This is a genomic window from Brevibacillus fortis, from assembly GCF_046196545.1.
GTDB classification, from domain to species: Bacteria; Bacillota; Bacilli; order Brevibacillales; family Brevibacillaceae; genus Brevibacillus; species Brevibacillus fortis_A.
This window is the reverse complement of the sequence record NZ_CP176370.1, coordinates 4,018,065-4,041,119: the sequence shown is the minus strand read 5'-3', so window position 1 is coordinate 4,041,119 and position 23,055 is coordinate 4,018,065. Positions and strand designations below refer to the sequence as shown.

Here is a 23,055-nt window from a genome sequence, read left to right as displayed (position 1 = left end):
GCTGCGGTCTTTTTTTCTTGACGAAAATGTTGGAATATTGACTCAATATAGTCTTTTCTGTACGCTGAGTATAGGTACGAACAGTTGCTGGAAGGTGGAGGATACGCGATGAAAATAATAGATATATCCCGTCCGCTCATGGCAGGTATACCGACTTGGCCAGGAGACACTCCCTTTCACTATTTCGTAAACTGGCCTAAATCGGAGAGTGGCTCAGTCAATGTCGGTAAAGTAACAATGAGTATTCACACAGGTACCCATGTGGATGCTCCGTTTCATTTCGATGACGATGGCCGAAAAATAGCAGAATTGCCTTTGGACTTGTATATCGGAGAGGCAAGAGTGGTAGAGCTTACGGGACGTTCCAGCATTGGCCCAGAAGATTTTGCCCAGGTAGATCTGGAGGGGGTAGAACGCTTGCTACTCAAAACATTATCATGGAGCGACCCCAATCAGTTTCCGTCAACCATCTGTCACCTGCGAGCGGACTTGCCAGTGTTTCTCGCCCAAAAAGGCATTCGGCTAATTGGAGTGGATGTCCCATCTGTCGATCCGTTGGACAGTAAGGAACTAGCTGCTCATCATGGGCTTCACCAGCATGACATTCATATTTTGGAGGGGCTTCTGCTCGATCATGTGGAACCGGGTGATTACGAACTGATCGCACTGCCGCTGCTTTTGATGGAAGCAGATGGAAGTCCGGTACGTGCAATCTTGCGTCGTTCGTGAGGCTGCATATTGATAAAGCAGTGATTTTCTCGAATAATAACAGTGTAACTACAAAAACCATCATCACGGCGTACGTATGAAGGGAATGAAAAAAGTAGATGGAAGCGATGACCTTTGTCCTTTTTGGCGCAACAGGAGATTTAGCAAAACGCAAAATTTTCCCTGCGCTCTTTAACTTATATGTAGATCAAAAGCTGCCTGCTGCCTTTTCGATTATCGGTGTAGGGAGAAGGGCCTGGTCTGATGACGAATTTCAGGAATCTGTTCGCCAGTCTGTCCATGAGTTTTCCCGTCGTGCCCAAATTGATTCCCACGAGCTAGACGCTTTCTTGTCTGCTTGTCGCTATGCGGAAGTAGATGTCATGGAACCACATGCTTATGTAACGTTACATGATCTGGTCCTGCAAAGAGAGCAAGAGCTGCAGATCCCGCAAAACCGGATGTTTTACTTGTCAGTAGCCCCGCAATTTTTCGAGGGAATTGCAACCAATGTCAAAGCCAGCGGACTGGGTTCAACGACAGGCTGGAAGCGTCTAATCATTGAAAAGCCATTTGGACATGATTTGCAATCAGCGAAAGAATTGAATGAAAAGCTGGGGAAAGCTTTTTTGGAAGAAGAAATTTATCGCATTGACCATTACTTGGGAAAACCGATGGTTCAAAACCTCGAGGCTCTCGAATTTGCGAATCCGGTTTTCCAGGCTCTCTGGAACAATCAGTACATCGCCAACGTGCAAATTACGGCGAATGAAACGGTCGGCGTCGAGGACCGGGCTGGATATTACGAGCCAGCCGGAGCACTGCGTGACATGCTCCAAAATCATATGCTACAAATGCTCATGATGATCGCCATGCAGCTTCCGAAGCGAATCACGTCCGCCCATATCCGAGAAGAAAAGCGCAAGGTAATGGCCGCGGTGCGTCCGATGATGAAAGAAGAAGTCCGTACCCACGTCATTCGCGGTCAGTATAGCGCAGGACATATTCAAGGAACGCCTGTGGCTGGCTATAGGGACGAGCCTGGTGTCGATCCAGTTTCGATGACAGAAACGTATATTGCCACGCGTGTCTGGATTGATGACCCGTTTTGGCAAGGGGTACCTTTTTATATTCGCACGGGAAAAAGACTGCAAGAGAAATCAACCAGGATCGTCATTGAGTTCAAAAATCCGCACGAAAAGCTATATCAGGAGCAAAATGAAACGACATCACCTAATTTGTTGATCATCAGTGTGAATCCGAACGAAGGTATTGCCTTGCAGGTAAATAGTAAGAATCCGACAAATAGCGGTAAGATTGAGCCGGTGACGGTAGATTTCAGTGCAGGGACAAAAGACGTGCCAGAAGCGTACGAGCTGCTCTTGTTCGATGCACTCCGAGGGGATTCTACCTACTTTGCGCATTGGGATGAGGTCCGGCTGTCGTGGGAGTGGGTGACACCGATTTTGGAAGCCTTTGCTGAAAATTTGGTGCCGCTCTTTACGTACGAAGCTGGCTCATTCGGACCGAAGGCCGCAGAGCAATTGCTTGCTGCGGACGGATTCGTGTGGTGGATGGATAAGGTCGAAGAACAAGTGCCGGTCACTGCAACAAGATAGACCAAAAGAAAAGGGAGCGGATGAGATGCGATTTGGCGTAATCGGAACGAACTGGATCACCGAGGAATTTATCCAGGCTGGTCAAGAAGTAGAAGGCTTTTCTCTTCAGGCTGTTTATTCACGTACCATCGAACGCGCCAAGGAATTCGCTGACAAGTACCATGCTCCATTCGCCTATAACAGCCTAGAAGAAATGGCTGCAAGCAAAAATATTGATGCAGTCTATATTGCGAGCCCTAACTCCTGCCACGCGGAACAAGCCATCCAGTGTATGGACGCGGGGCTACACGTATTGTGTGAAAAGCCACTGGCTTCCAATGCGATTGAGGTAGAAGAAATGATCGAAGCAGCGAAAAGAAATGACGTGCTGCTTATGGAGGCTGTCAAATCTACGCTACTGCCCAATTTTTTTGCGATACAAGACAACCTGCACAAGCTGGGAAAAGTACGGCGTTTCATTGCTAGCAATTGCCAATATTCTTCGCGCTATGACGCCTATCGCGAAGGGAAGGTTTTACGTGCTTTTGATCCTGCTTTTTCAAACGGAGCCTTGATGGACATCGGAATCTATTGTCTTTATCCGTTACTCATCCTTTTTGGCAGACCAGACGACATCAAAGCAGAAGGAATTGTACTTGATTCTGGAGTGGACGGGGCAGGGAGTATGCTTTTGAAGTATCGAGAAATGGATGCAATCATTAGCTTCTCGAAAATTACGACCTCCTATCAACCAGCAGAAATTCAAGGGGAGGACGCTACGATGGTGATCGATCGAATCAACCATCTCAAAGAAGTGGACATTCGTTACAGGGACGGACGAATCGAACAAGTAACAAGGCCACAAACGCCAAAGACCATGCATTATGAAATAAGAGAATTCCTGCACTTGACGAGGAATGGGGCCAGACAATCTGCAACGAATTCGCATGAAGTATCCAAAATGGCCATGCAGGTCATGGATGAAGCGAGAAGACAAATGGGGATTGTTTTTCCAGCGGATCGAAGAAAACAGTAGGCAAAGGGGAGGGCGTTTGGGATGAAAATGTATGATGTAACCGCCACCGTGTACGAAGGAATGACGGTGTATAAAAACAAGCCGGAAAAGCAGCCGAAAATACGTACCGCTACCAATGGCTATGTAACAGAATCGAGAATCGACATGGACCTTCACACGGGTACCCATGTGGATGCTCCCCTGCATATGGTGAATGCTGGGGATACATTTGAGAGTATTTCATTGGACAGTCTGGTAGGCAGTTGCAAGGTTCTTGATCTCACAGCCGTAGAGGACAGGATCACTCGCTCCGACTTGGAGAGCTTCGATCTTGCGCAAGGAGATTTTGTCCTGTTTAAAACGAAAAACTCTTTTGAAGAGGCGTTCTCTTTTGAATTCATCTTTCTGTCTGAAGAAGGGGCAGAATATTTAAGTGAGCTGGGTGTGCGAGGCATTGGTACCGATGCACTTGGAATCGAACGCAGCCAGGAAGGACACCCCACACATAAAAAGCTGTTTTCAGCGGGAGTCATTGTCGTGGAAGGCTTGCGGCTCGCGGAGGTCCCGCCAGGCGAGTATTTTCTGGTAGCTGCACCACTCAAGCTGATCGGCACGGATGCAGCCCCGGCAAGGGTCCTATTGTTTGAAGGCTTACATAGCGTGTAATGGTGACGGTCACCCGCCTGTGAAGATCAGGCGGGTTCATTCATAGTGAGCTTGGTGTAAGCGTGGCTTTTTTGCAGGTAAAATAAATGACGAGGAGTGGGAATCACATGCTCAGACGACCAGAGCGCGATGAATACGCTGCTTATTTCGACTATTATATTGGACTTGTACCAGAGGGGGAGCTGCAAACGATCCTCACGCAGCAAGGAGAGAGGCAAGTCGCGCTATTTTCGTCACTTGCGCCCGAGCAAATTGATTATCGGTATGCACCAGGCAAGTGGACGGTAAAAGAGGTTTTGGGTCATCTCGTCGATACAGAACGCATCATGAGCTATCGTTTGCTGAGAATCGCGAGAGGAGATCACACACCCCTCGTCGGTTTTGATGAGAATGCTTTTGTCGAGCACGGGTGTTTTCAGCTAAGAGACCTCTCAGATTTATTGGAAGAGTATAAGGCTGTTCGTGCTTCCACCATCGCGCAGGTGCGAGGAATTTCTCCAGAAGCGTGGTTACGTACAGGACTTGCCAACGGAAACAAGCTATCTGCAAGGACGTTGGCCTATGTGATTGCAGGACATGAAGCTCACCACAGTACCATTTTAAAAGATCGGTATTTAGGGTAGGTCTTGTATGGAAAGGTTACAGACAATGTTCGCAAAACAAGGAAAAATAAGGTAAAATCTGAGGGGGTAGTGAGAACGGACAATTTCATAGGTGGAAACAGGTTCCTTAGGGTGTAATCAATTCGCCACAAGGATAATAGGGAAGCTCGGTGCAAATCCGCTTGCGAAAAACAGAGCGTGGACAAGTACGTCCCTCTTTTTCTGGCATTTTCTAACGATCGTCACGGTCGAGAGGAAAATGCTCTTTTTATTTTGGGCACGATAAAAGAAGGGGAGGGCGTGCGATGATTCCACTTTTCATTTGCCAATGGTGCGGATATGTCGAGGAAAAAGAGCTGCCTGAGGAAGGTCAGGAGGGCGTGTTTCATTGCACTTGCTGTAGTATGGAAGAAATAGAAAGCCTGTTCACCCACAACTGAAAGCCTTGCCAAATCAGCATGCAATCAGAAAAGAAAGAATTTTGTTGACGCTTGCCTTGGAATTTCTTAGAATAAAGCTCAACAGCATAATTGTTCTTATCCAGAGAGGTGGAGGGTCTGGCCCGATGAAGCCCGGCAACCGTTGCATATTGCGACAAGGTGCCAATTCCTGCGAGACGTTTCGTCTCGAAAGATAAGAAGCGGGTTACTCCATTAGTAGATGAACCTTCTTCTTAGCGAAGAAGGTTTTTTCAATTTCATATTTTCTTTATCCAGAGAGGTGGAGGGACTGGCCCGATGAAGCCCGGCAACCGTCACGCATATTTTGTGACAAGGTGCCAATTCCTGCAGGACATATACGTCCTGGGAGATAAGGAGGGGGAGCATTAGCTACTAACAAGCCTTCTTCTTATCGAAGATGGCTTTTCTTTTTATCTAAAATTCGGGGTATGGGGTGGTCAGGATGAGTGCAGAAGTGGTACGTGTGGGATTATTGGGGTTGGGAACAGTCGGTGGAGGCGTAATCAAAACGATCCGTTCGCAACAGGAGAAGCTGGCTTCTCGTCTGGGAAAACGAATTGAAATCGTCAAGGCATTGGTACGTGACTCGGAAAAAGAGCGGGCGGTTCATGTCGACCCGGCTTTACTGACAACTAACTTTGAGGATGTATTGAGAAGCGATGTAGATATCGTGGTTGAGGTCATGGGCGGTGTAGAACCTACCTATGACTACGTCCGTGCTTTGATAGAAAAGGGCTGCCATGTAGTAACTGCCAACAAAGAGCTCCTGGCGAAAAAAGGAACAGAGCTAGTCGATTTGGCAAATCAGCATCAAGTGCATCTGGCCTATGAAGCGAGTGTGGCAGGGGGCATCCCGATCTTGAGCGTGCTCCGGCAGTTCCTTCGTACGAACGATATTCAAGGCGTTCGCGGTATTCTCAACGGAACAACGAACTTCATTTTGACGAAAATGGAGGCAGAGCAGCTCTCTTACCAGGAGGTGCTCAAGCAAGCACAGGAGCTGGGCTATGCGGAAGCAGACCCTCGTTCGGATGTAGAAGGCTTCGACGCTATGTACAAGTTGTACATCCTGGCACAGCTTGTTTACGGAGAATCGCTGCCGCTAGCGGATGTTGTTCGTAAAGGGATTTCAGATTTGTCAGCGGGTCACATTCGGATTGCAAGCGAGCTGGGGTACCGGATCAAGCTGATCGCGCAGGCTTATCAAGCTGAAGAAGGAATTCGCCTATCTGTTGAACCAACGATGCTTCTGCTGAGCCATCCGTTGGCGCAAATCCACGACGCATTTAATGCTGTTCAGCTATCCGGCAACATCGTGGGAGACTTGTTGTTTACAGGAAGAGGGGCAGGAGAGCTCCCTACAGCAAGTGCAGTCGTGGAGGATTTGGCCTATTTATTGACACAGCCATTCACACCGCATCCTACTTGGAAAGAAAAAACGGCTGACAAAGCTGGGGTCACGGTGGACTCGGCAGAACACGTCCTATGTTATCTAGAGGGCTCATGTCATACTGCTACGCCAGATCGTGTCTTGCATTTTCTTCAGCAGGCAGGAGTCGACGTGCATAAACTAAAAGTCCAATTCGACTTGGGGGGCGTCTTGCGCGCAGGGTTGATTGTGACAGGAATCAGTGAAGAGCATGAGTCCTTATTGAAAAATGATTTTGGCTTAGAAGTACGCTGCTTCCCCATTATCGAATCTGCGTAAGTAAGAGGAATCATAAGATGAAAAGCCGTATTTCTAGGTATCTGGAAACACGGCTTCTTTTATCAGGGGGCAGTCTCCACCGCTTTTGCACGTGGCTGCACACGCCCGTCACTTTGTATGTCGACACTCTCAGAAATGGATTCCATGCGTTTTAGCAGGGCAGCGCCGTTGCTTTCATTCATGGGTACGGCTTGTCCCAATTCTGCGTGAAACGGAAGCATCGTCAGCTCACAATCACCGCTTTTCGTACAGTTTGCTTGCAGGACCATCGTTTCCCAAGTCTTGGGTTCGTTTGATCGTGTGAAAATGAAATTGCCAAGACTGTACGCAATCCATTTGTCGTTGTATCGTTCAAAGCCTTGAAGTACGTGGGGATGACCACCGACAATCAAATCTGCACCAGCATCGATGTAGGTACGAGACAGCTCTTTTTGATGATCGATAGGATAATCGGAGCGTTCCTTGCCCCAGTGTGCAATCACCACGACGAGATCCGCTTGGTTGTTCGCATCTTGGATCGCTTTCACTGCTAGCGTAGGATCATAGGAAGCGGCCATACCTGGCTGGGAATCCCCTGCAAACCAGCTTGTTTCGGGAATGACCCTGCTGAAGCCGAGAATCGCGATCTTGATGCCGTTCTTTTCTATGAATACAGGTGAATAGGCACGGTTGGCATCCTTCCCTGCACCGACGTATTCAATCCGGTTCTTGTCCAAAGCGTCAAAGGTATCGAGCAATCCCGGAACTCCTTGATCCATGGAGTGATTATTGGCGAGATTCACCACATCAATCCCTGCGTTTTTCATGGCAGGAACAGCAAGTGGCGACGACTTGTAGACATACGCCTTGTTCTGTGCAGCAACACCTGTGGCGGTTATCGGAGTTTCCAAATTGGCAATCGTAATATCATCTTGCGAAAAGAGTGAGCTTACATGCTTGTATGGGTAGTCATAGCTGTTTGCAAGTAAGGTTTTCTCTACATTCCCTGACATCATGATGTCACCGACAAAGGTAAGCTGCACAGAGGTCTTTTGGTTCACGTTGTCAGGAGCAGGCTGCTCGTTCGGGTTGGCATGTTCTCCATCCATCGCAATTTGGAATAGGTAGTAGGTTCCGACGACGAAGATGGCCAATACGCTAAATAGGAGCGTGCTCTTTCCAGCCCGTACCCATTTTCTGCGTGATTGTTTGCGCCGAGATTTTACCCGGTTTGATCTGGTCTCGTTCATTTTTCCCCCTTGTATTTCTATCCTTACATAAATGAATTTTGATATCCTATAAGTAATACGAAAAGAGGCGAAAAAAGGTGCGATTATCTTTTGATCATTTGGTTCATTTTGTACAACGAACTCCACAGGAAGTATCGGAACAATTTTGCCAAGCGGGTTTTCATGCGGTAGCTGGAGGGCGTCATGCGTCTTGGGGGACATGGAATAGCCTTAGTTATTTCGGGCTTTCTTATGTTGAATTTTTGGCGATTGAACACGAGGAGCTTGCTCGACAATCAGATAATCCGCTCGTACGTCAATGCATCGAGGATGAGGCAAAGGGAGAAGGATTTGGTCAGATTGCGCTTCGGACCAACGAGATGGATGCGTGGGCAGAGCGCCTGCGAAGCCAAGGTTTGCAGGTTACTGGACCTGTTGCGGGAAGTCGTACGCGTGATGATGGCACGACGCTTCAGTGGCGGATGTTGTTCCTCGAAGATGCAGATACTGCTCTTCTACCGCCATTTCTCATTGAATGGTCGCAAACGGATGAAGAGAGAATAGAAGATTTGACAAATCGTGGCATCATTGCCGCACATCCAAACGGGGCAGCCAATCTCCAATCAGTAGGCTATGTAGTAAAGGATCTAGATGAAGCAACCGCACGTTGGCAAAGCTGGTTTGGATGGAAGAAGAGCGAAACATTCCACGATAAAGAACGAGGGGCCATCTGCCAAGCATTTGAACTTCCGGGTGGAAATGTAGTGCTTTGCCAACCGACTGAAGAGGGATTGGCGCAGACTGCATGGGAAAATCGAGGGCAAAGACCGTTTTTTGCGAGGTTGGCAGGAGCAAGCAAAAATAGCGAGTATAAGATTGGTGGAGGATCTTACTTTCTAGCAGCGCTGGAATAGTCGTTTAGAAGAGATGGAGGCGTACAGATGGGATCACCTCGGCATATGATTTCCGCAGCAGCGATTATCATCAATGAGCGTCAGGAGATTTTATTGATCAAGGGTCCGCGCAGAGGATGGGAAATGCCCGGTGGAAAAGTAGAAGAGGGCGAGTCTCTCATGGAGGCAGCGATTCGAGAGACGAAGGAAGAGTGCGGATTAGAGATTGAAGTGACGAAGTTTTGCGGTATTTTTCAAAATGTTAGGAAAAGCCTCTGCAATGCGTTATTTTTAGCGAAGCCAGTCGGTGGAGAATTGATTACGACCCCGGAATGCTTGGAGGCAGGCTTTTTTCCGGTAGAAGAAGCGCTGGAGAAGGTTACCTGGAAAAATTTTCGGCAACGAATTGAATTGTGTTTGCGAGAAGAAGAGCATCCGATTTATGTAGAGTTTTGATCCTAGGAAGTGAAGGTGAGAGGGATGCTCATAATGAGTATCTTATTAACCATAATCCAAATTGTTCTGTTAGTCTTTATTTACAAAAAACGTGAAGAAACCGAGTCAAACCTAGGATGGAAAATTGTTGGATATTTTTGGTTAGGGGCATTTGCTTTTAAGGTAAACGAGATCCCGTTACCTTTAGGCTTTTTGCTATTTCTTTTGATTTTCCGTCCAATGACGAATGTTAAAACAAAAAAGCGTTCCGCTTATCTCGGTTTAGCATTTTTCCTCATCCTGCATTTGATTTTGCCAGCAGTGGAGAGGGATCTGTTTGAACGTCCACGAGATGTAGTTGCTGCCAGCAACAATATGTTTCAAATCAATTTCACGAACGATTGGATGACGATACGAGATCAACTCAAAATCGACGAGCAAGCACGGCTGGTATATTTTAAGGCGGATTATCAAAAAAATGGTCAGATAGATCGCTTGTACTATTATGTAGTCAGCGTTTCAGAAAAGGACTCTGTTTATTATGATATCAATTTTTCTGCTGACACAAATCGATATTCAATCCGCGCTGAGAAAACTGGTGTTGAAGGGTTAGAATATGTGGAATTTGTAGAGGCTTCGAGATTTTTTGAAGTTTTGGATGAGGTTCAGGTCCGAAACCTTTCTCTGGAACAGCCATTTGTAGGGTATACCCTCAGATTCGATGGAGAACGGATAAAGGATGCTGACGAGTATCAGCAAAAATATATGATCCTGGGGAAAGAAATCAAAACCATTACCAGAAATCAACTTCCGGCGGAAGGGTATCCCATCAATCTTTGCGGGAAAGGGAAGTCTTACGAATTACCGACTGGCTCTGGAGTATCAAACAGATGTGAAGCGAATGCAGATTTCTTTTTTGACTGAATAATGAAAGAAACCACCTCGCAATGGAGGTGGTTTTTTTCTAGGTGCCAAACGTCTTTTTGGTTAAATTCCGGTACATCACCAGCATCGCGATACGCCAAGGTACGAGCATACCGAATGCGAGCAAGAAGAACAGTCCACCCGTTTGAATTGGTGTAAAGCTATCATTGATCGCCAGTTTAATAATCAGCCGGATGACCAACAGACCGGACAAAATGAAGAAAAACGCACGGGACCGTTTCAAATACACATCTTGCCCAATGATTTCGAAACGTGACGTCATAATCAACGGTATCGAAAAGATAAGCCCAACCACAAAGGCTGCAATATCAAACTTGGGCGGTAATTGCGCCTCCGGGAACAAGAACATCGCAAACCCTGTCGCCATAAAGAAGGGTGGCAAAATAATGCTTTTTGCAGAAGCCGGCTTTTTTTGCCGACGCATTCTCACAAAGATCACTGCAATAGCCATCGCGAGAGGCAGCAGGATTCCCAAAACGGGAGAGGAAAGTATCTGCATGCAAAAACGCCTCCAAAAGTGTTCAACATACTTCCACTAGTGTACACCAAAGCATGGTCTGTGGGAAAGCGTTTGTCATGGTACGTTACATTCCGATTCTAGGCAGCCGCTTCATCGTGGGAGCGTACATCCAGCTTATGCTTTTTACTGTACAAGAAAGTCAATAAGCCAAAGAGCAAAGTCACCGAGCCGATGAAGAGGAGGTAGCCGCTAATGCCGAGAAGGTCCAGCCCGACGCCTGTAATCGCGAGAGCCAACAAGAAGAATCCGCGATCCAGCATGCTTTTGAAAGAAAAGAATCGCCCTTGCTGGTGTGGAGGTAGGCGCTTCTGAAAAATCGTTGCGATGACCGGGAAGAAGAAAGCAACGATAAAACCGAATACGGAGAAGGAAGCAAGCACCATGAATTTGTTATCGGCGAATGACATGCCAAACTGGGACAGCGCGAAGAAAAAGAGCATAATGGTGGACGCTGCCACGAGGTTTCTGCGGCCTATCCAACGTTTTGCCAAGAGACCCCCAATCAAAATGCTGATTCCTTCTGCTGCATAGATCCATCCCATGAGCTCAGGCTCCTGTTGCAGCTCGCTAAAGTTCAAGATCATCAGGTTCACACCGCCAAGGAACAAGGTGATCAACCCGTTATTAATCAATCCGACAAACAAGGCCGGGTCCTGTCGCGAGATCGTCAGTACTTCGCGAAACTCCACTTTTTCCTGAATCTTCCGAGAAGTGACTTGCGGAATGCGGAGAAAGAGCGTGACGACAGCGAGTACAGCGTACGCGATGATGGAGCACACATACAGCATGGACAGGTCCATGGACGCAACGAGTATACCACCGATTGCCGTTCCTCCAATGCGCGAGAGGGTAGAAATATTCAAATATGCGCTGTTCGCCTTGAGTAACTCGTCCTGGGAAAGGATGGCTGGCAAGGAGGCCTGCACGGTTGGAAAATAAAACGCGGCAGAGCATTGCATCACGATCAAAGATACGATCATCCACAGAAGAGAATCGTTTGCAAGAGCCGGGAACATGAAGACTGGGCTGAGTGTTCGGACCACGCTGGCAAACAGCATGATCTTGCCTTTGTCGTACATGTCAATCACCACACCCGCTTTTGGGGCGAGGAGAATGCTGACCACCAATCCACACATCAGAATCAAGCCCTTCACCGTATCAGAAGGAACGAGTTTCTGCATGAACGAAAGATTGGCAATAATCGAAATCCACATGCCCGCTCCCGCGACGATCTCTCCGCTCATTAAAAGCAGAAAGGTACGATTACCCCATAACATGAGAGCCACTCCAAACATTCGTTAGATAGGTAAAAATTTGAACACATCCATTCATTTGATAAAAAGCGATTTCTCTAGTATAGCATTCATACAAACGCTTGTATATTTATTGTCTTTGTGGGTATTCTTCGTATTCATAACGGACAAACTAACGCAATGCTGCGGCCATTACGCCAAAAGGAGCTATTCGTAAATGGCGCGAAAACGAACGCTGCTACTGTTGATCGTGTATGGATTTGCTGCGACACTCACGATCTTTTACGGATTGGTGGAAAAGCATAGTGTCATTGTCACGTTCTTTTCTTTTCATCTGCTCGTTTGCATCTGTATCCCCGTCATTCACGGATGGTGGGAAGGAGATTTGCGAAAGCACTGGCGTTTAGCGTGGGGAAGTTTTGAATGGCAGGGTACTTTATACGGACTGGCATTTGGTATTCTTATTTTGACTGAAGTGCTGGCTGGACTTTGGTTGCTCCTGCAGGAACCGGGAAGACCTGAAGCCGTTCGAACTTGGATGGAAGCCTGGGGGATTGAACGCCGCTGGATTTGGGTTTTTTCCTTCTATCTTATTTTCATTAACTCTCTGCTGGAAGAGTTGTTCTGGCGAGGCTTCGTATTGCAGCGGTTGCGCGCATCCTTATCCCGCTTCATGTCCATTTTTCTTTCCAGCTTTTTTTATTCCTTGTATCACCTGATTATCTCTACGATCCTATTTGGTTTTCGAAACGGCTTGTTCATTACGTTGATGGTTTTTGGTGCAGGGCTGATTTGGGGATGGATGAAAGGAATGTTTCCTTCGATTTACCCCATCTGGATTAGTCATTTGTTCGCGGATTTGGGTCTCGCACTAGCTGTGGTTCTCTGGATTTATTGACCGGATAGGAGGGCGAAATGGATGCTGGCGATTCATGAAGAATCGAGACTTCGCAAGCGATTGCTCAGTATACTTCGGCAAAACAGTGAAGCATTTCAACTCTACTATGACACGTATGGGTATACCCCGATTGAGCCGTTGCTGGATTACCTTCATACGCTGAAAGGGTGCGCATACATAACCCGGCAAGATCTTCATCAAGTCGTGGAATTCGATCCGGAGCGGAGTATCGAATGGGACGGTGGAGCACTCATTCGAGTTACCTACGGCTTTTTGCCCTCGATTGCAAAAAGCAGGCTCAACGAGATCGTACCACCTGATGTTCTTTATTACGGGACACATCGAAAGTTATTGAAACAAGTACTCACTGGCGGCCTGTTGCCGATTGCCAGTGAGTATGTGCAGCTTGCGGATAGGCCGGAACATATTGGAGAGCCGACAGAGACATTGCGCCTCGTCACTGTGAATGCAAAGGAGGCCCATGAAGCCGGCATTTGCTTTTACCGAGTGGGAGAGCGCTATTGTTTGAGCGATGCTGTCCCGGCCAGTTATTTGCAGCTGTACGCAGATTAGTTTGACTCGTTGTTCCGACGTGCTTCGCGCATTTGCAGCTGGTGCTGGCGTTCTGCCAAAACGTCGCTTCGATCCCTCAAGGTATGCTTATTCAGCAAGTAGGCGTCTTGCATATCGCTATCCCGATGTTCAGGGTGATTTTGCATCGTACAAGCCTCTTGATACGCCTGTTTCAAAGCATCGGACATGGGCAAGGACAGGCTTCGATAGGGCTGCCCATTTTGCATTTCTGTCAGGCGCTCTTCAAGCAGGCTCGCCAGACTCTCACTATCCAACCCAAGCTTTTGGATGTCTACATGATGCTTTTTGACAAGGGAAATGGCGCTTGTGAGCATTTTGATTGCACCTGACTGATTCCCGCGTCTCTGGTGATACAGAGCGACGGATATCTGAATCAAGCCAACCCACACTGGCTGTCGCTCATGTGGAGGAGCGCTTTTCCAATACTCCTCGAGAATCTCATGACACTCAAAATAATCGCGTTCTACATGAAACTGGATCAAATAATCCAGATACGGTTGCGGATACATGGTGATCTTCACCTCACTGCTTGGTTTTCAATGGTTCGTTTATGTACTATTATAAAGCATAGAGAGTAGAAAATGAGGTGTAAAACCATTTATGACAAGAGATGAACTCGTAGCTGTATTGGAAAAAAAGCGAATGACCGAAATCATAGAACTGATCGAGGATGCTGAACAGGGAGAACTGGAAGAGCTTGAGCTCGTGGAAAGCCTGGGATTGCTCATGGATCAGGAGTTGAACAAAGAAGTCCTTTCGTTATTGGAGAGCTTGGGTGTCACCATTATTTACTTGAGCGGCGATGAAGAAGACGAAGAGGAAGAAGACGACGAAGACGACGACAATTAGTGAAAAAAGAGAACCAACCTTGTGCATGGTGCCAGGTTGGTTTTTGCATTCCTTACTTTTGCGTCCATACGCGATTTTTATTTCGTGTAGCGGGGAACTTTTCCCCTCTGGAAAGTTCGATGATCATCGGGTTCTGCACACTTGCACCGGACTCACCAATCTCCATGTATACGGCATTTTTCGGAGACTTTTCTCCTTCACGAAAACGGCTGTGTTCTCCCACGAAGGCACCTTCTTCCTAAGGAATTGTCATCTGAATTAGTATGACCCGGTACACTGGCTTCATGCTTTTCCCTCAATTGACGATAGATTTTGAATTTCGATAAGATCATTTCAATTACTTTTGGAGAGGTGAATACATGCTACCTTTGACCTTGAAAAAGGAATCCAATATATCCGATTCGAAGCGGTGAGCTTCCTTCCCAAGAGCAGCTGCCAACGGTTAGGGGTTGGCGGCACAGTTGAAAGTCAATTACAACACCGTTCGCAGCGTGTATTTGCGTCTCCAGCAAGAAGGGCTGGTTGATTGTCGGCAAGGCAGGGGGACGATTGTAAGCAATAGCGCAAGTGACACGCTCTTGACACGTAACCCAATCCATCTTGCTTTACTCGCCAAAGAAACCATTTATAAAGGAAAAGCAATGGGCTATACCATGGATGAATTCTCGCGCGTCCTGTCCTGTGTTTTGCAAGAAATCAATCAGTTTCCGGTTCTTTTTTTGCGGTTCACAGAGCTGGAGGTCACTGAATATATGCGTTTGGTGCAGTACCATCTTCCGAGTGTGATGGTTGAAGGGAGAACCGTCGAGGATTTTTCCCAACAGGTAGAACGCGATGCAAATTTTTTGCAGCAATACAAATCCATCGTTATCCCACCTTCCGTTAACTTGAAACTTCCGAAGGATGCGCCTCCGATCGTTAGCCTTGATTTTATCCCGGACCCGACGACGGTGATCCCTGTGATGAAGGCCTACCCACGAAATACGAAAGTCGGATTGATCTGTGCGACCATCCCGAGGTGGTGCGGGGATGATCAATGATCTCTACAACGCAGGCATTACGCAGTTGGATATTCGGACAATAGAAGCGAACCACGCCGAAGTGTTTGATTTGATTGCATCCTGTGACGTCGTGTATATTTCCAAGCCTGGCTATATGGTGAAGCCTCATTTGCTGACGCTACCAAAAGTAAAGGAATTTCAAGAAATTCCTGACCACCACGGTATTAATGAGCTGCGCAAGCTCGTTACCCATTGACCACTCCAACTACTGAATAGCCTACGAGACACCCGCTGATTTTGACTAGTGTATAGACTTCTGTCCATGCCGATATACCTTCACCTACATACCTTGTAGATGTAACGAACAGGAGGGGGTGAGGTTAATGAGTTGCGGATGCAGAAGATCTCGTCGCAGATGCTATAAATGCTGCGAAAAGAAAGTGTACAAAAAGCATTGCTACTACAAGCCACACTACAAAACGCATTGTAAACCATACGGTCGTAGCTATGGACACGGACATTGTGGCGGCGGTTGGGGCCACTCTGGTGGCGGCTATGATGGTTACGGTTCCTCTTATGGTGGCGGGTACGGTGGAAGTCACGAGAGCAAGTATTAATAGAGAAAGGCGCCGTGATGGCGCTTTTTTCGTTTTTTCGCAAGTTTTGCGCAATTTGTCGTACAATAGAGGAAAAGGGTTAATGGAGGTATGGATATGCAATTCCTGAATGGGAAAGAGGAACGAATGTGGGCGATGATCGTACATCTATCCGCCTTCCTTGGTTTTATCGTTCCGTTCGGCAATGTACTAGGACCTTTAATCGTATGGTTGATCAAGCGTGAAGAGGGAGCCTTTTTTTATCAGCATGGAAAAGAGGCACTGAATTTTAGCATCTCGGTGATGATTTATGCCGCAATTTCAAGTTTGTTGATCATCATTTTTATCGGCGCACTATTATTGGGAGCCCTCTTTATTTTTTGGGCGATCTTCGTTATTATCGCTGCGGTGAAAGCGAATGAGGGAAAAGAATTCCGTTACCCGCTCACTCTGCGGTTTATAAAATAACCGTTCTTGGAAAAGTCGTTCCACTTGGGACGGCTTTTTATATTTATTTGAATTTTCTATTAAAAAGAGGGTGAACAGTCGTTCATCTCGAATTACAAGAGAGTGTAGTCGGTGAAGGGGGAGTCAAATCATGTTGACGGGAGTGACGATAGTTGATTTTTCTCGCCATCTTCCAGGTCCGATTTGTACGATGCGCCTGGCTGATTTAGGGGCAGAGGTCATCGAGGTGGAACCGTTTCACGACAAAGCTCACTCACCATTAACCAGGCCTTCTCATCCGGAAGCTAGAGAGACGGGAGCGTTTTACCTGCGTTCGCATCGCAATCATAAGAGTATTTCCTTGAATTTGCGGACGAATGAGGGAAAAGCGCTCGCGTTTGCTCTGGCCAGACAGGCTGATGTTGTGGTGGAAAGCTATCGACCAGGTGTGATGCGACATTTGGGACTTGATTACGACCGCCTGTGGGAAATGCACCCTGCGGTCATTTATTGCTCCGTGACGGGCTATGGCCAAAGCGGCGAGCTGTACCAAATAGGGGGGCATGACTTGAATGTCCAGGCAGTAAGCGGATTTCTCTCACTGGTTCGCGATCTGGAAGGCAAGCCTGTCGTTGCAGATATTCCGCTTTCTGATTATGCGCTCGGGTTGTATGCCAGTGAACAAATATGCGCGGCGCTTGTTCAACTTGCGCGGACAGGACGAGGAGCTTATTTGGATGTTTCGTCGGCTGACTTGTTAAGCTCTTGGACAGGCCTTCATGCACTGTTTATGTCATACAGCTCCTCGATTGGACGGGAGACCGGGAGAGGGAGTTTGCTGGCGTATCAGGTCTATGAGACAGCAGACGGTCAGTATGTCGCACTTGCTGCGTTGGAAGAAAAGTTCTGGCTCAATTTTTGCCGCGCGGTAGGAAGAGCAGATTGGGAGTTATGCCACCGCGCTAGCGTTGCTATGCATCCAGATGTGTTTGACGATATGAAAGCACTGTTTCTTTCCAGAACCCAAGCCGAGTGGAGTGAACTGGGCAGTGAAGTGGATTGCTGTCTGACCGCCGTTGAAGATTGGGAAAGCTGGGCAGACAATCCATACGTTACGAACAGGGAGATCGCGTATACGCTTCCTTATTTGGAAAAGAAGTCGCCCGATCAAGAGGGGAGTTTTGTGCATCGTTACAGGGCGGAGAGGTTGTCACCCCCGTGGCACACCGATTACACGTACGAGCTGCTCAAACGAAAGCTGAACCTCACAGAGGAGGATTTGAACAGGCTGCAAAGGCAGGGGGTTATTCCTGCTGCTTCTTCATAGGAAAGGGTGAGAAAAATGATGGAACAGGATCATCATACGCAACTGATCGTAACAAAAGCTGGTGGAATCTGCACGATTACGCTCAACAGGCCACAGGTCCTCAATGCGATGACGGTTGAAATGTTTTCCCTTTTACAGGACGCGATCGCAAAAGCTTCAGCAGATGAGGAGGTCGATGTACTTATTTTGCGGGGAGCGGGGGGGAACTTTTGCTCCGGTGCTGATTTGGGCGTGTTGACTGCGCTGACGGATAAGAGTGACGCTGATCAATCATTGACGATCATTAATGATTTCATCACCAACTTGCATCAAATGCCAAAGCCTGTGATTGCAGTCATCGAGGGAGTAGCCGTCGGAGCGGGACTCAATCTCGCGTTGCATGCTGATTTTGTCATTGCCACGGAAGACGCCCTGTTGCAGGAGCCTTTTGTCCAGATCGGTCTGACAACGGATTTTGGCGGGACATATCTTATGCCAAGGCTTGTTGGTACGGCGTGGGCGAAGCGTCTCGCACTGCTGGGAGAAAAGATTACAGGGAAAAAAGCGGAGGAAATCGGCTTGATCTATCGAGCAGTAGAAGCAAGTCAAGTCGAAAGTGAGGTTGAAAAATTGGTTGCTGCGGTACGTCGCCTGCCGAAGCAAGCGTATGCTGTAACAAAAGAGGGGGTGGGACGCTGCCAGACAAACGGCCTAGAATATGCATTGGCCTGGGAAAAGCAACAGCAGCCGTCCCTGATCGCACGTCCTGAATTTCAAATGCTTGTACAAGCGAAGCTGAAACGGACGTAGCGATGATATTTATTTTGGCAATGGGATGTTTAGTTCATGAATGCGCTGACCTGTCGCTGCACTTTCCTCGAATAAAGAGAGCACAGGAGATTTTGCGCTCGGGTCCAGTTTAAGATCGATGGAAAAGCTCCCCCATTCAGGAGCACCCATGCTTGCTGTCACAAAGCTATTTGCCAATGTCTTGTCTCCGTCCGTCACGACGAATCGTACGTTGGCTTCGTTCACGCGTGCTTCTCCCTTAATGGTATATTGTCCTTCGCCTGTTTTGGTGATCGTAATATTTCGAAACGATTCATTCTCGTATCGTCCCTTGTCCTCGCCAACAGGATGAAAATGTGTGCTAGCTGCTGCAGGCGGAATGATGGTGGGGAATGATACAGCAGTCAAGCTCATGGCGAGTAAGCAGGTTGTCAGCATGTTTGTTCGAAATTGCATGTTTTTCCTTCCCTTCATTCGTTGTCCCCTCTAGGTTGGCGAATTTGGAAGAGAACTATTCTTTCGTTAAAATGTGTGTGCTTTGTGAAGAATAGATGAGATAAAAGCCCAAAGGGAACTTTATCCGTTGAGCAATGGACCATTCTATGATAAAGTAGGGATATCAAGATCCTGCGATGTACGATAGGCCGTAAATGTTTCTAACCTTATACGTGTTTTTTGGGAGACGGAAACTGTGATGGATGTCAGGCCCACCTCCTTTTTGGATGCATGGGAAGGCTGAAGTGCAGAAGGGTCGCCCACCTGTGTGAGCGCAGGTTATAGAAACATGAGGTCAACGGCAGAGCGGGGACTTGGCCGTTTATGAATGCAATGAATTATCGATAGCACAAAAAACCACTTGGAATCTGCTTCCAGGTGGTTTTTGTTTTTGTACCGAGATCAATGAGTGGTTTTGTTTTGCTTGCCCGAGCCGTGACCTTGCCCTTGTTTTTGGGAGCCCTGATCTTGGTCCCCGTGATCGACAATAGTCAGGTCCTTTTCAAGTGTTTGGGAGTCTTGGGCGTCTTGAAGAATTTGATACATTTGCAGGAAGTTTGCTTTTTGCCCCTCAGGAATTCCTTTAATGCGAACGGTTAGCTCTTGCGGGCCGCCACCATTTTGCTGTTGCCCACCTTGGCTGTTCCCTTGCCCGCTGTGTTCATTTGAACTCGGTTGCTCATCAAGAAAGCTGAGAAACATCGAGTCGCTGTCTTGGTCTTGTTGGTTGTTTTGTCCGCTGTCGTGTGATTGCTGTCCTTTTCCGCTTCCGCCTTGTCCGCCTTGCTGCTCAAACAGCACGTTGAATTCGTTAAGATCGGTCTGGATGATGCCAATGACGTTCATCCTGATCCTCCTTCCAAAATAGAAATGATGCTTCAGCCCGGATGTTTGGAATGATGGACACCGTGGCGTTGCAGGTAACCATGGAAAAAGTATTCGACCACCGTAATGGCAAATGCCGTCAACAACAAACCAGATAAGGATATGGTCTGACCAAACAAGTAACAGCCAAGCCACAAGGAGGCATACACGAACAAGAAATCAGCTGAGCTCGCAAACGTATTGTTCGTACGCGGGAGGATTGTCAAATCAAGTACATAGCCCAGTAAACTGACAATCACGCTTGCGAGCACTGCAAACATAAGGGACGTACCCGACCACCAAAGCCCTGGAATGGCAATGATTCCGTTAAACAAGAGCTTAAGAACGATGTTCAAAGAACGAACACCACCTTTCATGCCCTTAGTATGAACTTAGGAAGTCGCACTATTCGTAGAAGAGGTGTTTGATTTTAAACGGCGAATCAGTGCTTCATCTGGTGTCACATACAGTGTTCGTTGCTGCTCGTAGATCACGTAGCCAGGCTTGGCCCCGCTCGGTTTTTTTACATGCCGGATGAGCGTGTAATCTACGGGAATTTGACTTCCCTCTTTGGCACGGCTGAAATAAGCCGCCAGATTCGCAGCTTCAAGCAACGTCTCATCCGAAAATTCACGAGCGCGAATGACGACATGGGATCCAGGGATATCCTTGGTGTGTAGCCATGTTTCTTGCGACGATGCGAGCTTGTTGGTTAAGTATTCATTTTGTTTATTGTTTTTGCCGACTAAAATTTCAATGCCGTCCGAAGAAAGGTACGTATCCAACTCTGGTCGGGTATCTTTTTTCTTGCGCGGACCGCGTTTTTTGCGATCTCGCATGTAGCCTTGCTCAACAAGCTCCTCGCGAATTTCTTCGGCATCTTTTAAGGTGGCATGTTCTAGTTGAACCAATACACCATCCAAATACAAGAGTTCAGCCTTCGCTTGCTCAATCTGGTCACTTACGATGGAAAGGCTATTTTTGGCCTTGTTATACCGCTTGTAATACGACTGTAAATTTTCCGAGGGGGTCTTCAACGGATCGAGCGGAATCGTGATGGTACTTCCTGCTTCGTCATACCAGTTGACTGTAACGAGCTCGCGATCCCCTCGCTTCATTTGGTGCATATTGGCGGTGATCAATTCACCGTACAGGCGGAACTGATCTGCATCATGCGCATCTTGCAGCGTTTGCTCGAGCTTCTCGATTTTCTTTTCATTTTTATTGCGCTCAGCCGTGACAAAACGAATTAAATCATGCGCACGCTGCTTGACAGTGTCACGGAGCGCCTTTCCTTCGTAAAATGCCTGCAAGCATTCTTGGACGGAAGGATAGGGGGTGGTAACCCCGTTTGAGAGATGAGTCAGCTCGACGACGTGAAAAAACGCTTTGCCGTTTGCCTCTACAATGGATGGCACATACTCATGAGCGTTGATTGCCTCCATCACCTGTGAAAAGGCAGCCCACAGTGTTTCCCGATTTGCGAGGCCGGCTCTGTGCAAAATTTCCTTTGCCAATAAGGGGCTGATCCCTGTATAGCCTTCTACGATTTGCTTGTCCAAACGGCCGCCGTTCCAGTCGAGGGAAGAAATAAACGCTTGCTCGGTTACAGTGAGAGGGTCGCGCTTATCTTGGCTCGGAGGAGAAACATAAAGTTTGCCAGGTGTGACTTGTCTGTACTGGCTAATGGCGAGCGTCACATGCATGGCGCTATCCAAAATCATTCCGGTTGTAGGATCGATGAGGATGATGTTACTGTGTTTGCCCATGATCTCTACAATAATTCGGCGGACTGCTGTGTCACCCAGCTCATCTCGGGTGCGTACGTCGATGTGAATGACTCGCTCCATCCCGATTTGCTGGACAGATTCAATTACGCCGCCTTCACAATGCTTGCGCAATAGCATGCAAAACATCGGAGCTTCCAGCGGATTCGTGAATTCTTCTGTCGTGATATGAAGCCGCGGATAGGTCGGGTTTGCAGACAGGAGGAACTTTACCGTTTCTCCTTGTGTCCGTACTTGCATAACAATATCGCTATGGTGGGGCTGGTGGATTTTCGAGATGCGTCCTCCTACCAGTTTATGTAATTCCCTCGCAACGGAGCGGGTTACTACGCCATCAAATGCCACAAAGGTCACCTCAGATCAAAAAAATGGCTAGAATAATAGATAGAGAGCTGCCAGTCACAGTGTAGCATAAGTCAGAGCAAGGAGGAATCTCATCGTGTGGGGTTGCTTCGGTTGACACTGCCAAGAGTTGTCTCCTATAATAAATTAACGATTTTGCGTCTATGGAAGTGAAAACTTGTGATTCGAAGCATGACTGGTTACGGTAGAAAAGAAGATAGCAGAGGCTCCATTCGAGCAACAGTCGAGATTCGTGCAGTGAATCACCGCTTTTCTGAGATTGTCGTGCGTCTGCCAAAAGCATGGAATATGCTTGAGGATTCGATTCGTAAGCTGGTCGCACAGTACGTCAGAAGAGGGCGTGTCGATGTCACTGTGTCTGTGGAAGGAAAAAATTCTTCCACTACGGTTATGGACATTGACTGGGATGTAGCTGAACAGCTAGTCTCCATTTCCCGCGAGATGACTCAGCGTTTTTCGCTAGAGACGCCTTTAACCGTCAAGGATCTGCTACACTTTCCTGGCGTGATACATACCAAAGAGTCAGAGGACAATGTGGAGGAGCTGGCAGATTGGCTCCAAGACCTGGTCAGAGGCGCGGCAATGGATCTCGTTTCGATGAAAGAGACAGAGGGAAAGCTGCTGCACGCTGATCTAGCCAGTCGCCTGACTGCCGTCAACACATGGACGCGGGAGATCTCCCAGTTGGCCCCACTTTGTAGGGAAGATTACAAGGGCCGACTTGAGCAACGCGTAAGTGAGTGGGCCGGTTTGACACCTATTGAATTGGACCCTGCTCGTGTAGCGCAAGAGGTTGCCTTCTTCGCTGATAAAAGTGATATTAGTGAAGAGTTGACCCGTTTAGATAGTCATTGCCAGCAGTTTTCCATTCAATTAGGCAAAGAAGAAGCAATTGGTCGAAAACTGGATTTTCTGCTCCAAGAAATGAATCGGGAAGCCAATACGATTGCTTCCAAAGCGAATCATTTGCGCATTCAGCATCTGGCTGTCGAGATCAAGACAGAACTGGAGAAGATGCGGGAGCAGATACAGAATGTTGAGTAGCATGAAAGGA

At 47.6% G+C, this 23,055-nt stretch carries 29 protein-coding genes, 1 other RNA gene and 2 riboswitches; of the genes, 21 read left to right on the top strand and 9 right to left on the bottom strand.

Annotated elements, in window-relative coordinates; translation table 11 throughout:
- Positions 1 to 108: 108 nt before the first annotated feature.
- The 7 genes from kynB (at position 109) to ACKKE8_RS20085 (ending at position 6,758) form a co-directional block, all read left to right on the top strand.
- The gene (kynB, locus tag ACKKE8_RS20115; RefSeq protein WP_409174600.1) at positions 109 to 729 is read left to right on the top strand and encodes an arylformamidase; all 621 of its coding nucleotides are present in this window, start codon (positions 109 to 111) and stop codon (positions 727 to 729) included.
- A gap of 98 nt (positions 730 to 827) precedes the next feature.
- The gene (gene zwf / locus ACKKE8_RS20110; protein ID WP_409174599.1) at positions 828 to 2,327 is read left to right on the top strand and encodes a glucose-6-phosphate dehydrogenase; all 1,500 of its coding nucleotides are present in this window, start codon (positions 828 to 830) and stop codon (positions 2,325 to 2,327) included.
- 25 nt (positions 2,328 to 2,352) lie between these two features.
- Entirely contained in the window at positions 2,353 to 3,342 is a 990-nt protein-coding gene (locus tag ACKKE8_RS20105) for a Gfo/Idh/MocA family protein (protein WP_409174598.1), read from the top strand.
- Between the two features lie 21 nt (positions 3,343 to 3,363).
- Positions 3,364 to 3,987 carry a cyclase family protein gene (locus ACKKE8_RS20100; RefSeq protein ID WP_409174597.1) on the top strand — a complete coding sequence of 208 codons (624 nt, stop codon included), beginning with the start codon at positions 3,364 to 3,366 and terminating at the stop codon, positions 3,985 to 3,987.
- Positions 3,988 to 4,094: 107 nt separating this feature from the next.
- A complete protein-coding gene (locus tag ACKKE8_RS20095) occupies positions 4,095 to 4,610 on the top strand; it encodes a DinB family protein (RefSeq protein ID WP_409174596.1) in 516 nt (171 codons plus the stop codon).
- Between the two features lie 284 nt (positions 4,611 to 4,894).
- A complete protein-coding gene (locus tag ACKKE8_RS20090) occupies positions 4,895 to 5,029 on the top strand; it encodes a hypothetical protein (protein ID WP_409174595.1) in 135 nt (44 codons plus the stop codon).
- A 93-nt stretch (positions 5,030 to 5,122) separates the two neighbouring features.
- Positions 5,123 to 5,229: riboswitch (SAM riboswitch) on the top strand.
- 65 nt (positions 5,230 to 5,294) lie between these two features.
- Positions 5,295 to 5,406: riboswitch (SAM riboswitch) on the top strand.
- 86 nt (positions 5,407 to 5,492) lie between these two features.
- On the top strand, positions 5,493 to 6,758 hold the full coding sequence (locus tag ACKKE8_RS20085) for a homoserine dehydrogenase (protein ID WP_409174594.1): 1,266 nt from the start codon (positions 5,493 to 5,495) through the stop codon (positions 6,756 to 6,758).
- A gap of 62 nt (positions 6,759 to 6,820) precedes the next feature.
- On the opposite strand, the gene ACKKE8_RS20080 is transcribed toward ACKKE8_RS20085, so the two are convergent.
- A complete protein-coding gene (locus ACKKE8_RS20080) occupies positions 6,821 to 7,987 on the bottom strand; it encodes a CapA family protein (protein WP_409174593.1) in 1,167 nt (388 codons plus the stop codon).
- Between the two features lie 77 nt (positions 7,988 to 8,064).
- Between ACKKE8_RS20080 and ACKKE8_RS20075 the strand changes: the two genes are divergently transcribed.
- Genes ACKKE8_RS20075 through ACKKE8_RS20065 form a run of 3 tightly spaced genes read left to right on the top strand, consistent with a single transcriptional unit; the run spans position 8,065 to position 10,218 of the window.
- Positions 8,065 to 8,880, top strand: a complete 816-nt coding sequence (locus ACKKE8_RS20075) for a VOC family protein (RefSeq protein ID WP_409174592.1) — start codon at positions 8,065 to 8,067, stop codon at positions 8,878 to 8,880.
- 27 nt (positions 8,881 to 8,907) lie between these two features.
- Entirely contained in the window at positions 8,908 to 9,315 is a 408-nt protein-coding gene (locus ACKKE8_RS20070; RefSeq protein WP_409174591.1) for an NUDIX hydrolase, read from the top strand.
- Between the two features lie 33 nt (positions 9,316 to 9,348).
- Positions 9,349 to 10,218, top strand: coding sequence for a hypothetical protein (locus ACKKE8_RS20065; RefSeq protein WP_409174590.1), 870 nt, complete (start codon positions 9,349 to 9,351; stop codon positions 10,216 to 10,218).
- 40 nt (positions 10,219 to 10,258) lie between these two features.
- Here ACKKE8_RS20065 and ACKKE8_RS20060 read toward each other — a convergent pair whose 3' ends face one another.
- Positions 10,259 to 10,738, bottom strand: a complete 480-nt coding sequence (locus ACKKE8_RS20060; protein ID WP_409174589.1) for a CcdC family protein — start codon at positions 10,736 to 10,738, stop codon at positions 10,259 to 10,261.
- Between the two features lie 98 nt (positions 10,739 to 10,836).
- Positions 10,837 to 12,036, bottom strand: a complete 1,200-nt coding sequence (locus ACKKE8_RS20055) for an MFS transporter (protein WP_409174588.1) — start codon at positions 12,034 to 12,036, stop codon at positions 10,837 to 10,839.
- A 193-nt stretch (positions 12,037 to 12,229) separates the two neighbouring features.
- Here ACKKE8_RS20055 and ACKKE8_RS20050 point away from each other — a divergent pair, with 193 nt between their 5' ends.
- The gene (locus tag ACKKE8_RS20050; RefSeq protein WP_409174587.1) at positions 12,230 to 12,910 is read left to right on the top strand and encodes a lysostaphin resistance A-like protein; all 681 of its coding nucleotides are present in this window, start codon (positions 12,230 to 12,232) and stop codon (positions 12,908 to 12,910) included.
- A gap of 21 nt (positions 12,911 to 12,931) precedes the next feature.
- On the top strand, positions 12,932 to 13,483 hold the full coding sequence (locus ACKKE8_RS20045) for an RNA 2'-phosphotransferase (RefSeq protein WP_409174586.1): 552 nt from the start codon (positions 12,932 to 12,934) through the stop codon (positions 13,481 to 13,483).
- On the opposite strand, the gene ACKKE8_RS20040 is transcribed toward ACKKE8_RS20045, so the two are convergent.
- Positions 13,480 to 14,013 (bottom strand): DUF309 domain-containing protein, encoded by a 534-nt coding sequence (locus tag ACKKE8_RS20040; protein WP_409174585.1) that lies wholly within the window; start codon positions 14,011 to 14,013, stop codon positions 13,480 to 13,482. The genes ACKKE8_RS20045 and ACKKE8_RS20040 overlap by 4 nt on opposite strands.
- Before the next feature lie 91 nt (positions 14,014 to 14,104).
- Here ACKKE8_RS20040 and ACKKE8_RS20035 point away from each other — a divergent pair, with 91 nt between their 5' ends.
- A complete protein-coding gene (locus ACKKE8_RS20035; RefSeq protein ID WP_327951965.1) occupies positions 14,105 to 14,353 on the top strand; it encodes a hypothetical protein in 249 nt (82 codons plus the stop codon).
- 52 nt (positions 14,354 to 14,405) lie between these two features.
- Here the strand turns inward: ACKKE8_RS20035 and ACKKE8_RS20030 are convergent, their stop codons facing one another.
- On the bottom strand, positions 14,406 to 14,576 hold the full coding sequence (locus ACKKE8_RS20030; protein WP_017249478.1) for a YjzC family protein: 171 nt from the start codon (positions 14,574 to 14,576) through the stop codon (positions 14,406 to 14,408).
- A gap of 238 nt (positions 14,577 to 14,814) precedes the next feature.
- Here ACKKE8_RS20030 and ACKKE8_RS20025 point away from each other — a divergent pair, with 238 nt between their 5' ends.
- From ACKKE8_RS20025 to ACKKE8_RS20000, 6 genes are all read left to right on the top strand, one after another.
- Positions 14,815 to 15,393, top strand: coding sequence for a hypothetical protein (locus tag ACKKE8_RS20025; protein WP_409174584.1), 579 nt, complete (start codon positions 14,815 to 14,817; stop codon positions 15,391 to 15,393).
- On the top strand, positions 15,383 to 15,610 hold the full coding sequence (locus ACKKE8_RS20020; RefSeq protein ID WP_409174583.1) for a hypothetical protein: 228 nt from the start codon (positions 15,383 to 15,385) through the stop codon (positions 15,608 to 15,610). The genes ACKKE8_RS20025 and ACKKE8_RS20020 overlap by 11 nt, the downstream gene beginning before the upstream one ends.
- A gap of 127 nt (positions 15,611 to 15,737) precedes the next feature.
- Positions 15,738 to 15,971 (top strand): hypothetical protein, encoded by a 234-nt coding sequence (locus ACKKE8_RS20015; RefSeq protein ID WP_409174582.1) that lies wholly within the window; start codon positions 15,738 to 15,740, stop codon positions 15,969 to 15,971.
- 96 nt (positions 15,972 to 16,067) lie between these two features.
- Positions 16,068 to 16,418, top strand: coding sequence for a DUF4870 domain-containing protein (locus ACKKE8_RS20010; protein ID WP_106653305.1), 351 nt, complete (start codon positions 16,068 to 16,070; stop codon positions 16,416 to 16,418).
- Positions 16,419 to 16,548: 130 nt separating this feature from the next.
- Positions 16,549 to 17,724, top strand: a complete 1,176-nt coding sequence (locus ACKKE8_RS20005; RefSeq protein WP_409174581.1) for a CaiB/BaiF CoA transferase family protein — start codon at positions 16,549 to 16,551, stop codon at positions 17,722 to 17,724.
- A gap of 18 nt (positions 17,725 to 17,742) precedes the next feature.
- Positions 17,743 to 18,513 (top strand): enoyl-CoA hydratase/isomerase family protein, encoded by a 771-nt coding sequence (locus ACKKE8_RS20000; RefSeq protein ID WP_409179170.1) that lies wholly within the window; start codon positions 17,743 to 17,745, stop codon positions 18,511 to 18,513.
- Positions 18,514 to 18,522: 9 nt separating this feature from the next.
- Here ACKKE8_RS20000 and ACKKE8_RS19995 read toward each other — a convergent pair whose 3' ends face one another.
- Positions 18,523 to 18,948: a Gmad2 immunoglobulin-like domain-containing protein gene (locus ACKKE8_RS19995; RefSeq protein WP_409174580.1), complete on the bottom strand. Its 426-nt coding sequence runs from the start codon at positions 18,946 to 18,948 to the stop codon at positions 18,523 to 18,525.
- 165 nt (positions 18,949 to 19,113) lie between these two features.
- Between ACKKE8_RS19995 and ssrS the strand changes: the two genes are divergently transcribed.
- A non-coding RNA gene (gene ssrS / locus ACKKE8_RS19990) (6S RNA) lies at positions 19,114 to 19,304 on the top strand.
- Between the two features lie 85 nt (positions 19,305 to 19,389).
- Here ssrS and ACKKE8_RS19985 read toward each other — a convergent pair.
- From ACKKE8_RS19985 to ACKKE8_RS19975, 3 genes are read right to left on the bottom strand one after another with little or no spacing between them, the layout of a single operon-like run.
- Entirely contained in the window at positions 19,390 to 19,833 is a 444-nt protein-coding gene (locus ACKKE8_RS19985; RefSeq protein WP_409174579.1) for a hypothetical protein, read from the bottom strand.
- A gap of 32 nt (positions 19,834 to 19,865) precedes the next feature.
- On the bottom strand, positions 19,866 to 20,207 hold the full coding sequence (locus ACKKE8_RS19980) for a DUF2512 family protein (protein ID WP_047068205.1): 342 nt from the start codon (positions 20,205 to 20,207) through the stop codon (positions 19,866 to 19,868).
- Between the two features lie 36 nt (positions 20,208 to 20,243).
- The gene (locus tag ACKKE8_RS19975; protein ID WP_409174578.1) at positions 20,244 to 21,983 is read right to left on the bottom strand and encodes an NFACT family protein; all 1,740 of its coding nucleotides are present in this window, start codon (positions 21,981 to 21,983) and stop codon (positions 20,244 to 20,246) included.
- 177 nt (positions 21,984 to 22,160) lie between these two features.
- Here ACKKE8_RS19975 and ACKKE8_RS19970 point away from each other — a divergent pair, with 177 nt between their 5' ends.
- The gene (locus tag ACKKE8_RS19970) at positions 22,161 to 23,045 is read left to right on the top strand and encodes a YicC/YloC family endoribonuclease (RefSeq protein ID WP_409174577.1); all 885 of its coding nucleotides are present in this window, start codon (positions 22,161 to 22,163) and stop codon (positions 23,043 to 23,045) included.
- Positions 23,046 to 23,055 lie beyond the last annotated feature (10 nt).

Coding starts and splice junctions, on each gene's coding strand:
- ACKKE8_RS20080 (WP_409174593.1), bottom strand. CDS start 7,987: ATGAACGAGACCAGATCAAACCGGGTAAAATCTCGGCGCAAACAATCA.
- ACKKE8_RS20035 (WP_327951965.1), top strand. CDS start 14,105: ATGACAAGAGATGAACTCGTAGCTGTATTGGAAAAAAAGCGAATGACC.
- ACKKE8_RS20070 (WP_409174591.1), top strand. CDS start 8,908: ATGGGATCACCTCGGCATATGATTTCCGCAGCAGCGATTATCATCAAT.
- ACKKE8_RS20040 (WP_409174585.1), bottom strand. CDS start 14,013: ATGTATCCGCAACCGTATCTGGATTATTTGATCCAGTTTCATGTAGAA.
- ACKKE8_RS20065 (WP_409174590.1), top strand. CDS start 9,349: ATGAGTATCTTATTAACCATAATCCAAATTGTTCTGTTAGTCTTTATT.
- ACKKE8_RS20100 (WP_409174597.1), top strand. CDS start 3,364: ATGAAAATGTATGATGTAACCGCCACCGTGTACGAAGGAATGACGGTG.
- ACKKE8_RS20085 (WP_409174594.1), top strand. CDS start 5,493: ATGAGTGCAGAAGTGGTACGTGTGGGATTATTGGGGTTGGGAACAGTC.
- ACKKE8_RS20105 (WP_409174598.1), top strand. CDS start 2,353: ATGCGATTTGGCGTAATCGGAACGAACTGGATCACCGAGGAATTTATC.
- ACKKE8_RS20000 (WP_409179170.1), top strand. CDS start 17,743: ATGGAACAGGATCATCATACGCAACTGATCGTAACAAAAGCTGGTGGA.
- ACKKE8_RS20090 (WP_409174595.1), top strand. CDS start 4,895: ATGATTCCACTTTTCATTTGCCAATGGTGCGGATATGTCGAGGAAAAA.
- ACKKE8_RS20050 (WP_409174587.1), top strand. CDS start 12,230: ATGGCGCGAAAACGAACGCTGCTACTGTTGATCGTGTATGGATTTGCT.
- ACKKE8_RS20015 (WP_409174582.1), top strand. CDS start 15,738: ATGAGTTGCGGATGCAGAAGATCTCGTCGCAGATGCTATAAATGCTGC.
- ACKKE8_RS20055 (WP_409174588.1), bottom strand. CDS start 12,036: ATGTTATGGGGTAATCGTACCTTTCTGCTTTTAATGAGCGGAGAGATC.
- ACKKE8_RS20010 (WP_106653305.1), top strand. CDS start 16,068: ATGCAATTCCTGAATGGGAAAGAGGAACGAATGTGGGCGATGATCGTA.
- ACKKE8_RS19985 (WP_409174579.1), bottom strand. CDS start 19,833: ATGAACGTCATTGGCATCATCCAGACCGATCTTAACGAATTCAACGTG.
- ACKKE8_RS20095 (WP_409174596.1), top strand. CDS start 4,095: ATGCTCAGACGACCAGAGCGCGATGAATACGCTGCTTATTTCGACTAT.
- ACKKE8_RS20005 (WP_409174581.1), top strand. CDS start 16,549: ATGTTGACGGGAGTGACGATAGTTGATTTTTCTCGCCATCTTCCAGGT.
- ACKKE8_RS20045 (WP_409174586.1), top strand. CDS start 12,932: ATGCTGGCGATTCATGAAGAATCGAGACTTCGCAAGCGATTGCTCAGT.
- ACKKE8_RS20020 (WP_409174583.1), top strand. CDS start 15,383: ATGATCAATGATCTCTACAACGCAGGCATTACGCAGTTGGATATTCGG.
- zwf (WP_409174599.1), top strand. CDS start 828: ATGGAAGCGATGACCTTTGTCCTTTTTGGCGCAACAGGAGATTTAGCA.
- ACKKE8_RS20060 (WP_409174589.1), bottom strand. CDS start 10,738: ATGCAGATACTTTCCTCTCCCGTTTTGGGAATCCTGCTGCCTCTCGCG.
- ACKKE8_RS19995 (WP_409174580.1), bottom strand. CDS start 18,948: ATGCAATTTCGAACAAACATGCTGACAACCTGCTTACTCGCCATGAGC.
- kynB (WP_409174600.1), top strand. CDS start 109: ATGAAAATAATAGATATATCCCGTCCGCTCATGGCAGGTATACCGACT.